Origin of the sequence: Paradevosia shaoguanensis (assembly GCF_016801025.1) — a bacterium.
Lineage (GTDB): Bacteria > Pseudomonadota > Alphaproteobacteria > Rhizobiales > Devosiaceae > Paradevosia > Paradevosia shaoguanensis.
This window is the reverse complement of sequence record NZ_CP068983.1, coordinates 1,049,090-1,063,890: the sequence shown is the minus strand read 5'-3', so window position 1 is coordinate 1,063,890 and position 14,801 is coordinate 1,049,090. Positions and strand designations below refer to the sequence as shown.

The 14,801-nt window shown below is 62.6% G+C and carries 12 protein-coding genes; 7 read left to right on the top strand and 5 right to left on the bottom strand.

From position 1 onward, the window contains the following. The first annotated feature begins 141 nt into the window (after positions 1-141). The 4 genes from JNE37_RS04865 (at position 142) to JNE37_RS04850 (ending at position 6,238) form a co-directional block, all read left to right on the top strand. On the top strand, positions 142-510 hold the full coding sequence (locus JNE37_RS04865; RefSeq protein ID WP_203065495.1) for a DoxX family protein: 369 nt from the start codon (positions 142-144) through the stop codon (positions 508-510). A gap of 63 nt (positions 511-573) precedes the next feature. Further along, positions 574-2,169 (top strand): peptide ABC transporter substrate-binding protein, encoded by a 1,596-nt coding sequence (locus JNE37_RS04860; RefSeq protein WP_203065494.1) that lies wholly within the window; start codon positions 574-576, stop codon positions 2,167-2,169. A 188-nt stretch (positions 2,170-2,357) separates the two neighbouring features. After that, the gene (locus JNE37_RS04855) at positions 2,358-5,924 is read left to right on the top strand and encodes an autotransporter outer membrane beta-barrel domain-containing protein (RefSeq protein ID WP_203065493.1); all 3,567 of its coding nucleotides are present in this window, start codon (positions 2,358-2,360) and stop codon (positions 5,922-5,924) included. A gap of 95 nt (positions 5,925-6,019) precedes the next feature. After that, positions 6,020-6,238: a DUF6500 family protein gene (locus tag JNE37_RS04850; RefSeq protein ID WP_203066323.1), complete on the top strand. Its 219-nt coding sequence runs from the start codon at positions 6,020-6,022 to the stop codon at positions 6,236-6,238. 7 nt (positions 6,239-6,245) lie between these two features. Here JNE37_RS04850 and JNE37_RS04845 read toward each other — a convergent pair whose 3' ends face one another. The 4 genes from JNE37_RS04845 to JNE37_RS04830 are packed head-to-tail and all read right to left on the bottom strand — an operon-like array spanning position 6,246 to position 10,268. Beyond that, positions 6,246-7,487: an MFS transporter gene (locus tag JNE37_RS04845; protein ID WP_203065492.1), complete on the bottom strand. Its 1,242-nt coding sequence runs from the start codon at positions 7,485-7,487 to the stop codon at positions 6,246-6,248. Continuing rightward, positions 7,484-8,134 carry a 3-oxo-tetronate 4-phosphate decarboxylase gene (otnC, locus tag JNE37_RS04840; protein ID WP_203065491.1) on the bottom strand — a complete coding sequence of 217 codons (651 nt, stop codon included), beginning with the start codon at positions 8,132-8,134 and terminating at the stop codon, positions 7,484-7,486. Before otnC ends, JNE37_RS04845 begins: the two co-directional genes overlap by 4 nt. Continuing rightward, positions 8,131-9,369, bottom strand: coding sequence for a 3-oxo-tetronate kinase (gene otnK / locus JNE37_RS04835; protein WP_343073228.1), 1,239 nt, complete (start codon positions 9,367-9,369; stop codon positions 8,131-8,133). The genes otnC and otnK overlap by 4 nt, the downstream gene beginning before the upstream one ends. Further along, on the bottom strand, positions 9,369-10,268 hold the full coding sequence (locus JNE37_RS04830) for a 2-hydroxyacid dehydrogenase (RefSeq protein ID WP_246513524.1): 900 nt from the start codon (positions 10,266-10,268) through the stop codon (positions 9,369-9,371). Before JNE37_RS04830 ends, otnK begins: the two co-directional genes overlap by 1 nt. 298 nt (positions 10,269-10,566) lie before the next feature. Here JNE37_RS04830 and JNE37_RS04825 point away from each other — a divergent pair, with 298 nt between their 5' ends. Both JNE37_RS04825 and JNE37_RS04820 read left to right on the top strand, forming a co-directional pair. Beyond that, complete coding sequence (locus JNE37_RS04825) at positions 10,567-12,045, top strand: MmgE/PrpD family protein (protein WP_203065490.1); 1,479 nt, start codon at positions 10,567-10,569, stop codon at positions 12,043-12,045. A gap of 59 nt (positions 12,046-12,104) precedes the next feature. Then, positions 12,105-12,464 (top strand): non-heme iron oxygenase ferredoxin subunit, encoded by a 360-nt coding sequence (locus JNE37_RS04820; protein ID WP_246513522.1) that lies wholly within the window; start codon positions 12,105-12,107, stop codon positions 12,462-12,464. 26 nt (positions 12,465-12,490) lie between these two features. Here the strand turns inward: JNE37_RS04820 and JNE37_RS04815 are convergent, their stop codons facing one another. Continuing rightward, on the bottom strand, positions 12,491-13,390 hold the full coding sequence (locus JNE37_RS04815) for a LysR substrate-binding domain-containing protein (protein ID WP_035035068.1): 900 nt from the start codon (positions 13,388-13,390) through the stop codon (positions 12,491-12,493). 112 nt (positions 13,391-13,502) lie between these two features. On the opposite strand from JNE37_RS04815, the gene JNE37_RS04810 reads away from it, so the two are divergent. Beyond that, positions 13,503-14,783, top strand: a complete 1,281-nt coding sequence (locus tag JNE37_RS04810) for a Rieske 2Fe-2S domain-containing protein (RefSeq protein WP_035035066.1) — start codon at positions 13,503-13,505, stop codon at positions 14,781-14,783. The last annotated feature ends 18 nt before the right edge of the window (positions 14,784-14,801 follow it).

The following is a 14,801-nucleotide window of genomic DNA, read 5'->3' as shown; positions in this document are numbered from 1 at the left end:
CATCAGGCTAGACGCCCCGTTCGTGGCAGGGCAATGCCAATATCTAGATATACGCGGACGATGCCGACCCGTCAGGATTGACGGGGCGCATGCGAAAGGACGCCGCTAGAGCACCGCCATCATAACTGGAGGTTGCTGCAAATGGTGTTGGGTATTGGCTGGCCGGTCTGGCTGACCTGGTTGCTCGTCGTGTTCTTCGTGGGCGATGGGATCGTCAGCGCCATCGGGCCCGAGCCGATGCGCGAGGCATTCGTCAACTGGGGCTTTCCGGATTGGTGGCACTGGGTCAACGCGGCGGTGTGCCTGGCCATCGGCATCCTGCTTGCCTTCGAGGCGACGCGGCCGTTCGGCTTCCTGCTGGGAGCGCTCGAGTGTTTCGCCATCTATGTCACGCTCATTCGTGCGGGCGAGTTTGCCCATCTGCCGCCGAGCATAGCGCTCCTGGCGCTGCTGGTCCTTGCTTATTGGGGCAATTATGGGTGGCGTCTGCCCAATGCCGGCGCGGCATAAGCCCTTCCCATTGCCGCGGGATTGTCCACTAATGGATGCCTCTGGGGCTTGGGGGTGAGCGGCGTGAGAAACATTGTGCTTGGCGCACTGACGGCGATTGCCGGCTCTCTCGCGGGGTCGGCTTTTGCCGTTACGCTCAACGTCGCGACCTATGGCGAAGAAGTCGCGACTTTCCCTGTCGGCTTTCCCGGCTGGGACGAGTTCGCCATGGCTGATTGTTTCGAAGGTCTGGTGGCCGAAGATGTGCGCGGCAATGCAATGCCGGGACAGGCGCAATCCTGGACCATCTCGCCCGACGGCATGACCTATCGTTTTACCCTGCGACCAGGCATCCTGTGGTCGGATGGCAACGCGGTTACCGCACAGGATTTCGTGACGGCCTTTCGCTGGCTCTTCGATCCGAGCAATGCCGTGGAGTTTGCAAGCATCCAGTTCCCTATCCAGAATGCGCAGGCCGTGGCCAAAGGGAGTATGGCTCCCGATGCGCTCGGCGTCATGGCCGCCGATCCGCAAACGCTCGAGATTCGGCTGGATTACCCGACGCCTTACTTCCTCCAGACCCTGACCCATTATTCGGCCTTTCCCGTCCCGACCGATAAGTTCAAGCGCCTCGGGCGGGACTGGCTCAAGCCCGAAAACATCGTCTGCAATGGGCCGTTCGTGATCGCCGGCCATGAGCCCGGCATCATGCGGCTCGAGCGTTCGGCTACCTATTACGGGCGGGAGGCAGTGCGGTTGGACGGCGTCAACTATCACAGCTATGCCGACCTGCAGGCGGGGCTCGATGCCTTCGGGCGCGGCGAGATCGACCTCTTCATGGACGTGCCGCACGCTGCGACGCCCTGGATCCGGGGCCATACGGGCGCAGCGCTGGATGTGGAGCCGTTCCTGGGCGTCTATTTCTATGCGCTGAACCATGACAAGCCGCCCTTTGACGACGTGCGCGTGCGGATGGCGCTGTCGATGGCAGTGGATCGTGACGCCATCGACCCTTTCGACCTGCGGACCCCAGCGCTGAGCAGCTATTCCTGGGTGCCTGCCGGGACCGCCGGTTATGGGAACGCGCCCCTGCCGCGACCGCAATGGGCGGATTGGAACATGGATGAACGACTGGCGCGTGCCAAAGAGCTGTTGGCTGAAAGCGGCCACGGACCGGGAAATCCACTGACGGTCGAGATGCGCTATAGCCAGGCGGGAGATGACCTGCACCAGCGTATCGCGGTGGCGATGTCGGACATGTGGGCGCGTATCGGCGTGCGCACGCGTCTGGTGCCGGTGGCGCTCGACGAGCATTTCAACGCACTGCGCTCAGGTGATTTCGACGTGGGCCGGGTGACCTGGCTGCTCGACGTGCCCGATCCCTCCAACGTGCTCCAGCTCTTCCGGTCGGACTCTGAATACAATTTCGGTCGCTACCGCAGCGCGACCTATGATGCGCTGCTCGACGCGGCTTCGGCCGAGGGCGATTCCGCCGAACGTGCGACCATTCTCCGTCAGGCCGAGCAGACAGCCATCGATGACGTGGCGGCGATCCCGATCTACTGGTCCAGCATCCAGAATCTCATCGCTCCAGACGTCAATTGCGTCGTCGCCAACCCCAAGAACATCCACCGCGCGCGCTGGATTTCCAAGGGCGCGAGCGACGCCGAGGCATGCTGATCCGAGAGCGGCGGTCTCCCAAAAGACACTAGACGTGGACGCATAGGCGGCCCCGTCAGGATCGACGGCGCGGCCTGGCCGACCCGTCCCTAGAACCAGCGACACAACCACGATCTTCACCTCGGGCAATCGCGCATTGCCCGTCGCCGACGCCACTTGGCCTCGGCCGGCCTGACTTGGAGAAAAGTATGTCGCAGCAGTCGTTTGGTCGCCTCAAATACAGTCTGTTCGAACGTCGGCGGCGCAGTCGCCTGCGCCTGCTCCTGGGCGTTTCGGCCTTTGCCGTCATGCTTGCGCTGCCCGCCGCGATCATCAGCACGGTGCCCGCCCTGGCGGGTGACGTCAGCTACACGAACGGCCAGACCAACAGCGCGGCGATCGACCTTACCGAGGACTATGCGCTCACCGCCGCGGGCGGTGTCACCGCGACGCATTCAGGGGTGATTTCTGGCGCCGGGGCCATCTCCAAGGAGGGCACCGGCGAGTTGTTGCTCTCGGGCGTCAATACCTATAGCGGCGGGACGGTGATCAATGCCGGCACGCTTTCGCTGCTGAACAGCGACGCCGCCGGCACAGGGACGATCGCGATCAATGATGGTACCGCACTCGTGCTTTCGGGCGCCAGCGCCATGACGATAGCCAACGATGTTGAACTGACTGGTTCGACCAAGATCAAGACGGTACAGCACGCGACGCTCGGTGGGCTCACTTCCGGGACGGGTTCGCTGACCAAGCTCGGTGGCGGCACACTTGCACTCTCCGGTTCGAACACCTTCTCCGGCGGCACGACCCTCTACGAGGGCAACATCCATCTGCTCGACGATCAGGCGCTCGGAACGGGGACGCTCACCAATGCCGCCCTTGCCGCCAGTATCGGGTATGGCGACGGGGTCTCCATCGCCAACAATATCATAGCGAACAACGGCACCAAGTTCTGGGTCGGAGCCGGCACTGCTACACAGGCAGGCACTGTAGTGGTGGGGCCAAACACCTTCTACCTGGCCAAGACCGGGGCAGGAGAACTCGTCTTGACCGGCAAGGTTGGAAACGTCCAGGCATTCCAGGTCGATCAAGGCATTCTGACTGCTGGCGCCGATAATGTCCTGAACGCGCGGGGAACCTATTCACCGGGTGTTAATGGCACTTTGCGGTTGTGGGCCGACCAGACGGTCGGCGCGATTACCGGCCAGGGTGTTCTGGATCTCGGATCACGCAGGCTGGAAATTGCCAGTGGCAACTCCTTTGCGATCTTCGACGGTGCGCTTGTCGGCGAAGAAGACGCCAATCTGGTGAAAACCGGCGTCGGCGGCTGGCAGCTGGATGGCAATGGCACTGGCTATAGCGGCCGCTTCTCTCTCCAGGAAGGCTTTATCAGAGCAAATGGCGATTTTGCCGGGACGCCGTTTTTTGTGTCTGGCGGCCGTCTGGAGGGTAGTGGCAGGGTTGGTGATGTCTTCGTGGATGCAGGAACCCTGCGTGGCGTCGATGGTTCGACGCTTTCGATATACAACCTGTCGTTGAGCGAAAACGCGACGATCGAGGCGCGGCTGGGTGCAGCGAATGCAGCGGCGCTGTTCGATGTGGCTGGCGACATCGTGCTTGACGGAAAGGTCGACGTCATCAATGTCGGCGGGTTCGGGCAGGGCATCTATCGGCTCTTCAACTATGGCGGCGCGCTCGATGATCGCGGCCTCGAAATCGGCGCCGTGCCCACCGGCTACAATGCCGGCAACCTCGCGGTGCAGACCGCAGTGGCGGGCCAGGTGAACCTCGTCGCCGACGATCCCGACTACGGCCCGATCCTCTTCTGGGATGGGAGTGACGCCGGCAAATGGAACAATGGCCAGATCGACGGCGGTGACGGGGAATGGCGGCGCGGTGGCAACGCCTTCACCGACGCGACCGGCACAGCGAATGGGGCGATGAACCCGCATCCCGGCTTTGTCGTGTTCACCGGCCAGGCCGGCGTCGTCAACGTCGTTACAGGGTTCGGCGAGGTCCATCCCGACGGCATGCAGTTTGCTGTCGACGGCTATCGTATCGGCGGCGAAATGCTCTCCTGGGACGACGGCGACCGCATCATCCGCGTCGGCGATGGCACTGCTGCGGGTGCCAACTATACGGCTAAGATCAGCGCGGCAATCGACGGCGGCGGCCGGTTGGTGAAGACCGATCTCGGCACGCTTATCCTCGCGGATCGGGACTTCGCCTATCGCGGCGGCACGGAGGTGCGTGAAGGGACGTTGATCGTCAACGGCAATATCGGCGACGTCGACGTGCTGGCGGACGGGCGGCTGGGCGGCACCGGTTCGGTGCAGAACGCCGACGTAGCCGGGACGCTCGCGGCCGGTCAGTCCATTGGCACGTTCACCGTCGAAGGCGACCTCACTATGCGTGCGGGCTCGACGCTCGAAGTCGAGGTGGATGCCGACGGCAATGCGGACCGGATCGACGTCACGGGCGTGGCGAACCTCGAAGGCGGGCGCGTGGTGACGCTGGCCAGCGGCGGCAATTATGCGCCACTCACCAACTACACGATCCTCACGGCAGAAGGGGGCGTCGAAGGGCAGTTCGAGGGCGTCGAATCCAACCTCGCCTTCCTCAGCGCGGCGCTCAATTATGGCGACAAGGACGTGCAGCTTGCGCTGACCCGTAACGGGACCGGCTTTGGCAATGTCGGGCAGACGCGCAATCAGATCGCGACGGGCGAAGTCGTTGAGCCTCTGGGCGCAGGAAACACGATCTATGATCGCGTGCTGACCCTGAGCGCCGACGACGCGCGCCTCGCCTTCGACCATCTGTCGGGCGAAGTCCATGCGTCGACCAAGGGCGTTCTGGCGATCCAGAGCCGCGACCTGCGCGATGCCATGGGCGACCGTATCGGCGCCGCTTTCGACGCACTCGGCCTTGCGGCTGACCAGCAGGGCAATGGCACCAGCGTCTGGTCGTCGGCCTCTGCCTCGGGCGGTACGCTCAAGGGCGATGGCAACGCCGCTGATGTCGGCTACAGCGCCGGCAACCTCTTCGTGGGTGCCGACGCGACCTTCAACCAGAACTGGCTGCTCGGCTTTGCGGTCGGCTATGGCCAATCCGCGCTGTCCATCGGCGCTCGCGACTCCAGCGCGTCGTCGAGCAACCTCCATGTCGGTGTCTATGGTGGCGGCGAGGTGTCCGACTTTACCTTCAAGTTCGCCGCAGGCGTCACGCACCACGACATCAAGACCAGCCGCGATGCCGTGTTCCCGGGCTTCGAGCAGACGCTTACGGCCGGTTATGGCGGCAACACGACCCAGGTGTTCGGTGAAATCGGACACAAGTTCCGCTTCGATAGCGGCCTCATCGTCGAACCCTACGCCAACCTGGCACTCGCCAATATCTATACCGGTGCTTATACCGAAGAGGGCGGGAGTGCTGCGCTCTCCTCGAATGGTGGCAGCTTTGGCACTGCCGTGCTGACCGCCGGCGTTCGCGGTTCCCAGCAATTCGTGATCGGCGACGGCACCAAGGCGCAGGTGACCGGTGCTATCGGCTGGACCCACGCCACCGGCGGCGCGCCCGAAACGCAACAGGCCTTTGCCGGCGGCAACACCTTCTCGATCGCAGGCGCCCCGGTGCAAGGCAACTCCCTCTTCGTCAAGGCGGGCTTCGGCGTGGAACTGAGCGAAAACGCCAATCTCTCCGTCGGCTACGCTGGCCAGTTCGGCACGCCCGGCCAGAACCACGGCCTCAAGGCTTCGTTGTCAGTGAAGTTCTAACCAGAACCGGCAGCGCGGGAATATCAGAGTTTCCCGCGCTGTCATCTCCGGCCTTGCTACGCTATGTGGAGGCCGAGTCCACGGACGAAGCCATGATGAGACCAAGCCTGAGAGCAAAAGCCATCGCCATCTGCGACGACAAAATCGCAAAGAAGGGCGACGGCGTCGGCCTGTCCTTCTACGCCTTCTTCTCTAATAAGAACGACGATCCCGGGCTGCTCATGGAAGCCGCCGAATGGTGGATCAGGACCCATGCCCTGGACCACTTCGAGAAGGCGGCCAGGATACGGGATATGCTCAAGGCGGGGATGTGAGGAGCCACTAGCCAGTGGCTTCCGCGACCTTCCGACGGCGGATTGGCAGGAAGGCAATTGCGACGGTGGAAACGAGCGTAGTGGCGACACTGAGCCAGAGAGAGGCGCTGTAGTCGCCTGTAAGATCGTAGGCGATACCACCAGAATAAACGCCGGCAGCTCCGCCTACTTGATTGAAGACGTAGACAGTACCCAGGATCGTGCCGATAGAGCGCTTGCCGAAAAGCTGCGGCGCAAGATTGCCGATGACGCCGATCGCACCATAGCCCAACAGACCGAAGACCATGACGAAGACCAGCATGGAGACTGGTCCCGGCATGAGGATGACCAGAAGGGCGGAAAAGCCGCGGGCGCCGAACATGATGAGCAGCATGAGCCAGCTACCGATCCGGTCGGACATGATGCCGGTCACCACGGTGCCGAACACGCCCACCCCGCCGAGCAGGGCCAGCGCAAATGCGGCGAGGGCCTCGGAATAGCCTTGGCTGAGCATGTAGTTGGGCAGGTGAATGAAAACGAGGTTCATGACCTGCCCGTTGGCGAAGAGGCTGACGGCGACCAGCCAGAATGCCGGCATCTGAAGCGCCTGCCGCAGCGAAACGCCATCCAGGGCCTTCGTCGCGTCGCCCTTCTTGCTAGCCTTGGCTCGCGTCTTGTGCGGGGCTTCCCGCACCAGGATCCAGACGACCGGGATCATCAACAGGATGACCGCGCCAAGGCTGAACATGGCCGTGCGCCAGCCGGCGCCGGCGATCAATGCGGCCAGAACGGGCGGAAGCACGACCATGGCAACCTTGGTCCCGGAAGTGGCGACCCCCAGGGGCGCGCCGCGGCTCTTGTCGAACCAATCGATGACAATGGCGGTGCTGAGTACGGGACTAACGGCGGAATAGGCGATGGAACAGCCCACGCCCAGGAACAGGATGACCTGCCAGAGGTCGGTGGCGAAGGCCGACCCGCAAAGGGCGAGCGCCGCACTGGCGAGTCCCAACGAGAGTACGGCCCGTCCGCCCAGGCGATCGAAGAGGACGCCGGCAAACGGCTGAAACGCCGCCGCCCCGATCATCGAGATTGCGAACGCGCCCGATACGTCTGCCGCCGACGCGTTGAGGGCCTCCGGCATATAGGGAAGGAACATGCCCATGCTGAAGCGCGAACCCAGTACGAGGCCGGTGGAGAGAAAGGTGATGGCGACGATCACCCAGCCATAGGCATTTCCCTTGGCGTCCGCTCCCGGCATGCTGGTCATCGCAGAGCCTTCGCCTCAAGCGCTTGAACCTGTTCAGGCGTCAGCGGCCGAATTGGGCGATTGCCGAGCAGGAGGAAGAGCTTTGCGGTCTCCTCGAGTTCCTCGACGGCATATTGCGCGTTGGCGAGGCTCGTGCCGGAGACGACAGGGCCGTGATTGGCCAGCAAAACCGCGTGGTGATCATTAGCCTTTTCGCCGACCGCCTCAGCCAGCGCTTTGTCGCCGGGTGCAAAGTAGGGGATGAGGGGCAGCCGCCCCACGCGCATGACGTAATAGGCCGTCAGCGGCGGCAACAGATTGCCCGGATCTAGGCCGTCAAGGATGGAAACGGCAACGGCGTGGGTCGAGTGAAGATGCACCACAGCGTTGTCGCCCTGGCGGGCGCAATACATGCAGGTATGGAGGAACGCTTCCTTGGTCGGCTTGTCACCCGAGATGAGCGCGCCTTGGGCATCCAGATACGAGAGTGTGGCAGGATCGAGGCTCCCCAGACTGGCATTGGTCGGCGTCATCAGCATACTGCCATCGGTCAGCTTGACGCTGATATTGCCGGTTGAGCCTGCGGTGAGGCCTCGGTCGAAAATGGATCGGCCGACGCGAACGATCTCGTCGCGAACCCGGGTCGCCTCGCTCAATATTGCCGTCATCGCAATAGATCCCAGGCCTTGATGAACATATTGTCGGCGCCGAAATTGCCGGACTTGAGCGCGATAGCGATCTGCGTCTCACCGGCTTTCGAATACATCCATGGCACGCCCGGATCGATCTCCGGTCCAATATCGAGGTTTTTCAGCCCCAGCCCTGCAACCACGGCGCCGGATGTCTCGCCGCCGGCGATGATCAACTGATCGAAACCACGGTTCACGAGCAGGGGGGCCAACTCGGAAAGAAATGCCTCGACGACTGCCCCGGCTCGGTCGCGGCCAAGAGCGTCCTGACTTTTCGCGACGGCTTCAGGTGTGGCGCTGGCATAGATGACAGGCGTAGCCGTAGCCTTGGTGGCGAATTCGAGCGCGTCAGAAATAGTCTGACGCCCTGCGGCGATCTCGATCGGGTCCAACTGCAGACCATCGAAGCCGGCCGCCATCGCTACGGAAATCTGTTGGCGAGTTGCCCCCGAGCAGGAGCCCGCCAGAACCAAGGTCCTTCCTGATGGGCTTTGATGCCGTGTGGCGTTCGTCCGTTGCGATATGCCCCAGTTCGCCGGCAGTCCCATGGCGACACCGGACCCGCCGGTGACCAGCCGCATATTTGCAGCGGCGTGGCCAATGGCGAGAAGATCGGCGTCGTCCAGCGCATCGACGATGGCAATGCCTGGCTTGTCCAACAGCCTATGGTCGAGATGCTCGCCTCTGACGGCATTGATGTCGACGAGGTGCACGGGCCGGTCGGTCTGCCGGCCAAGAACGCGTACCAGGTTGGCGTCGCGCATCGGTGTCAGCGGATGGTCCTTCATGGGCGAATCCGAGAGCAATTGGTCGCCGACGAAAAGATGGCCTTTGTAGACGGTGCGCTTGTTCGTGGGAAATGCCGGACAGGCGAGCGTTCGATCTTCGCCGAGGAGGTCGAGCAGGGCGTCGATCACCGGGCCGATATTGCCGTCATCGGTTGAGTCGAAGGTCGAGCAGTATTTGAAGAACAGTTGCGCGGCACCTGCCGCGAGCAGGACTTTCGCGGCATCGAGCGACTGAGTCACTGCCTCTGCGGCGGGGATAGTCCTCGATTTGAGGGAGATCACCACCGCGTCGGCGCCGCTGATGGCGTTCGGATCGGCGGGAATGCCGACCGTCTGGCGCACGGACATGCCGCTGCGCGCCAGCGTCAGCGCCAGATCGGTGGCGCCGGTAAGGTCGTCGGCAATCGCACCAAGCCGCAGCGGCATCACGCCACCCGCGAGGGAAGTGGCCGTCCTTCGAAGTGCGCAACGAGGTTGTCTATGACGAGGCGGCCCATGGCCTCGCGCGCCTCTTCGGTGCGGCTGCCCATATGCGGGCTGACGACGACATTGCTCAACGCCAGCAAAGCGGGGGGCACGCCCGGCTCCTGCTCGAAGACATCGAGAGCAGCACCGCCTAGCCCTCCGGAAGCGAGCGCATCGATCAGCGCCTCCTGATCAACCAGCGAGCCGCGTGCGACATTGACCAATCGACCCTTGGGGCCCAAAGCCTCGATGACGGCCTGCGATACGATGCGCTCGGTTGCCTTGCCGCCCGGTGCGATCACGATCAGCCAGTCGCTGGCCTTGGCCATTTCGACGAGGTCGCCGAAATAACGATAGGGCTGACCGGGCTGCTCCTGGCGCCCGAAATAGACGATGTTCATGCCGAACCCTTCGAGCCGCCCGGCAATCTCCTTGCCGATGCGGCCGAGGCCAAGAATGCCAACGGTCTTGCCGTGCAATTGGCTGCGCAGCGGGAAGAGCCCCTTTGCCCATTCGCCATCGCGCACATATCGATCGGCCTCCGGGAGCGTGCGCGCCAGCGCCAGCATGAGGCCGACAGCCAGTTCGGCGACCGCAATATTGAGAACGTCGGGCGTATTGGTGACGGCGATGCCGCGGGCCTTGGCCGCCGGGACGTCGGTCGTATCCACACCGACGCCCTCGTTGGCGATGATTTCAAGGCGCGGGAGCTTCTCCATCATCGCCGCAGATACCTTGCCGCCGGCAATGGCGCGAATGGTGTCTCCGCCTTCAGCCATCACTTGGTCGGGATCGGCAGCGTTAACGATCGAACGAACGTCGAACAGTTGCTCGAGTTCGGCGATGCAGCTCTTTGCCAATGGCTTGGTCACCAAGACAGTCGGACGAATGGGAACCTCCCCGGGTCAGCGTTCAGGACTGAGTTAGGCGTCGGTACTGAGGTTGTCCAATATCAATGAGGTCAGGAGTTATAGTCTGCACAAATGTGTTGGTTGCTACTCAGTCATTGCCTTTCGCGAATAATTTAGCAGGGCATTAATATTGGACACTCGCAGCAAGCCCGGGCTACCACCGCCGTAGTTGGAGACCAGTTCCCAGCCTCGACAGGCATGGCGGTGCTCTTGAAATCAATTTGGGATCGTGAGGTTCGAAAACGATATGACGACGGCAAACAAGTTTACTTATCGCGATGAGGTGGCCGAGCGCCTTGCCGACTTCACGGTCAACGTTTCCGGCGACCTTGACGCCGATATTCGCCATGCTGCCAAGCGCGCCCTGAGCGACAGCGTCGCCGTGGCGCTCGGTGCGCTCGATCATCAGGCTTCCCATATCGCCCGCAAGTTCGCCGGCCCCTTCACGCGCCCCGATGGCGCTGTAATCTGGGGGACCTCGATGCGCGCCAATCCGGACCTTGCCGCTTTCGTCAATGGCTCGTTGCTGCGCTGCTACGACTACAATGACTTCTATGTCGGCGAGCGCAATTCCGGTCACCCCAGCGACATGACGGCCGCCGTCATCGCCGTCGGCGAATGGATCGATGCCTCGGGCGAGGACGTGCTTGTCGCCCTGGCCGTCGGCTACGAAGTGGTTGGTGCGGCTTTTGATGCGTTCTCGACGGCACCGGGGGGCTGGGACTACACCAACCTCACCGCCATCGGCGCCTGCGCGGCCATTGCGCGCCTGCTCAAGCTCGACGTCGAACAGGCTCGTGAGGCCTTCGGCATGACGGTCACGCCGCACTTCGCCACCGACGAGGTGGAAAGCTGCGAGCTCAATGCACGCGGTGACCTGACGCTCTGGAAGCGCTTTAACGGTTCGGACGCCGTCCGCAACGCGTTGCAGGCCTGCTTCCTGGCCCAGGCCGGCGTGGAAGCCCCCGTCCGTCCGTTCACCGGCAGCAACGGCTTCATTGCCAAACTCGCCAACAAGCACGATCCGGTTCCTGTGATCCTTGATCGGCTCCAGACCGGCAACAAGCTGACGCGCATCGCCTGGACCTATATGAAGCTCTGGCCGGTCGGCTCGATGGCCCAGAGCGCCATCCGCGCCGCCCTGGAAGCGCGCGCGCAGGTCAAGGATCTCAGCCAGATCAAGGAAGTGCGGGTCTTTTCGGAAGAGGGCTCCTACCAGCATTTCATTGAAATGCGCCAGGACCCCTACCATCCGATTAGCCGCGAAACTGCGGACCACTCGATGCCCTATGTCGTGGCGGCCGCCATTCTCGAAGGCAATATCGGCATCGAGAGTTTTGACCTCGAGCGCGTGCTCGACGGCAAGCGCCAGAAATTCGTGGCCGAGCAGGTCAAGTGCGTTGCCGACCCGACTCTAGGCGCGCTCAAGGACGGCAAGCTGGCCCGCGCCGGCGCCGGCTATCTCTCGCGCGTCGAGATCGAGCTGCAGGACGGCACGGTTGTGCACGGTGCTGCCAAGCCGTTCCCGGGTCACCCCAAGGCCCCGTTCTCGGACGCCGATATCGCCCAGAAGGTCACCCAGAACGCCCTGTCCTTCGCCGGCCAGGAAGTGACGGACCAGATCATCAAGGCACTGGTGACGTTCGACACGATCGGCAACGTCAAGGACTTTACCAAGATCCTTGCCTTCGACTGGGCCTCGGCCAAGCGGGAAAAGGCTGCCTGACCATAAACTTGCGCACCCGCGACATTCGCGGGTGCGCTTCTTCGCACAGGTGCACAAGAATGACGATGGCCACGACGAACCAGTCCATGCGCGGCGCCGCCCTGACCAAGCTTTGCGATTTCGACGAACTGGACGAGGACCAGCCGCTCCGCGCGGAGATCGATGGTTTCGGCTACGCTATCTTCAAGGTCGGCGAGATGGTCTTCGTCACGGCCGACCTTTGCACGCATGGCCCAGGTTATTTGTCGGAAGGCTATGTGGAGGATTGTCAGGTCGAGTGTCCGTTCCACCAAGGGCGCTTCGACCTGCGCACCGGCATGCCGACCGAGCCGCCCTGCGAGGTGCCGGTCCAGACCTGGACGCCGGTAGTTGAAAACGGCGTCGTCTTCATCGATCCGGCTTCGCCGAACCCGATCTGATGTAAGGGCGTCAGGCGGCGCCCTTCCTATTTCAGTTCAAGCTTCCTGAACCCCTCCACGAAACGCTCGCGGATGGGGTTGGTGTTGTTGCGGTTGTAGATGAGGTAGATGCGGCTGGTGACATTGGCGTCGGCCAGTTCGCGCCACACCACACCATGGACATTGATCGTGCGCAGCGCCTCGGGTGCGATGGTGATGCCGACGCCGGCTGCGACGAGCCCCAGGGTCGTCGTCGCCTCAACGGCCTCCTGCACGATCTGCGGATAGAAGCCGGCTTCGGCGCAGATGTCGAAGACCTGTTCGTAAAAGCCCGTGCCGCTTCCACGCGGGCGCAGCACGAACTTGTCGTCCTTGAGCGCCGAAATCGGCAACGGCCCGGTCCCGGAAGCCAACGGATGATCGATAGGGAGCACGGCCATGAGATTATCCTCGTAGACCGGCAGGATTTCGAGCGTCGAAGGCAGCACCGTCGTGATGGATGGGCGCGTGAAGCCGACATCAACCGTGCCGAGAAGCACGTCGTCGATGATCTTCACCGAAGCATAGCTCTTGAGCTCAAGGTGGACATCGGGCGAGGCGACGCGAAATGCGCGCACGGCGCCAGTGAAAACCTCGACCAGCGGCACCGAGGTAATGAAACTCAGGCGCAGGGTTCCCATCTCGCCCTTCGCCGCACGAGTCACGGTCTGCACGGCACGTTCCGCCTGCAGCAAAGCCAGTCGCGCTTCCTGCAGGAACAGGTGGCCGGCAGGGGTCAACTCGACGTTGCGGCGCGTTCTCTTGAGCAGCGTTACGCCCAGTTCCCGCTCGATGACCTGAATCTGCAGGCTGAGCGGCGGCTGCCCGATATTGAGCCGGGCCGCAGCGCGGGTGAAATGCAATTCCTCAGCAACGGCAACGAAATAACGAAATTGGCGTAGGTCCAATCATTCCCCCAGCCGAATAACAGAATGTACAATTGATATTGGACTGCAAATGTAGCGGGTGTCAATCTTCCCTCATGAAATCCGGTGCCGGGCGAACAAGAGGGACAGCGACATGATCTCAGAGAAGGACAACGAGTATCTCACCAAGACAGGGCCGGGCACGGCCATGGGAGATACCTTTCGCCGGTACTGGATCCCGGCGCTGCTCGCCACCGAACTGCCCGAACCCGATTGCCCGCCGGTACGCGTATCGCTGCTTTCCGAGCGGCTGATTGCGTTCAAGGACACGAACGGCAAGATCGGCCTGATGGACGAGTTCTGCGCCCATCGCGGCGTGTCGCTCTGGTTCGGCCGCAATGAGGAAGGCGGCCTGCGCTGCCCCTATCACGGTTGGAAATACGACACGACCGGGCAGTGCATCGAGGTGCCCTCGGAGCCGGTTTCGAGCGGCTTCTGTCAGAAGATCAAGCTCAAATCATACCCCTGCATCGAGTTCGGTGGGGTGATCTGGACCTATATGGGGCCGCCCGAGCATCAGCCCCCGGTGCCGGAATACGAATGGGCGCAGGTTCCTGCCGACCACCGTTACCTCTCCAAGCGCTGGCAGCAGAGCAATTACCTGCAGGCGATGGAAGGCGGCATCGATTCCAGCCACGTATCGTTCCTGCACTCGGGTGACATCAATCGCGATCCGCTGCACAAGGGCACGGACGGCGCCAAGTATGCGCGTTCGACCAGCACGACGTTTGATATCCATGAATCGCTGGGTGGCCTGATGATCGGTGCTCGCCGCAAGGCTGAGCCCGGCTTCCATTATTGGCGCGTCACCCAGTGGATGATGCCCTGGTACACGCTCATCCCGCCCTATAAGGGCAACGCCCTCAATGGCCATGCCTGGGTGCCGATGGACGATGAGAACTGCATGGCGTGGACCATGACGTTCCACCCCACCCGTCCGCTCACCGAAAAGGAAGTGGAGCTGATGGATAGCGGCCACGGCGTCCACTCGGTGCTGATCCCCGGCACGTTCCGTCCGGAAGCCAACATGGACAACGACTACATGATGGACCGCGAGGCTCAGCGCCAGAAGATCTACTATTCGGGCATCAAGGGCATCGCCATCCAGGATGCGTCCCTGCAGGAAAGCATGGGGCCGGTCGCTGACCGCACCAAGGAAAACCTCGTTTCCACCGACAATGCCATCATCATGGCGCGCATGCGCCTGAAGAAGGCGGCGCGCGGGATGGAAAAGGGCACGCCTCCTCCCGGCATCGATCCGGAAACGCACAAGGTTCGTTCGGCCTCCTTCATCCTGCCCGAGGACGGCGCGTTCAAGGAAACGGCGCTCGAAGCCAGCGAGATGAAGATCGGCGAGCCTTTCGTCGCCGTCTAGTGCACCCGGCGGCCGGCT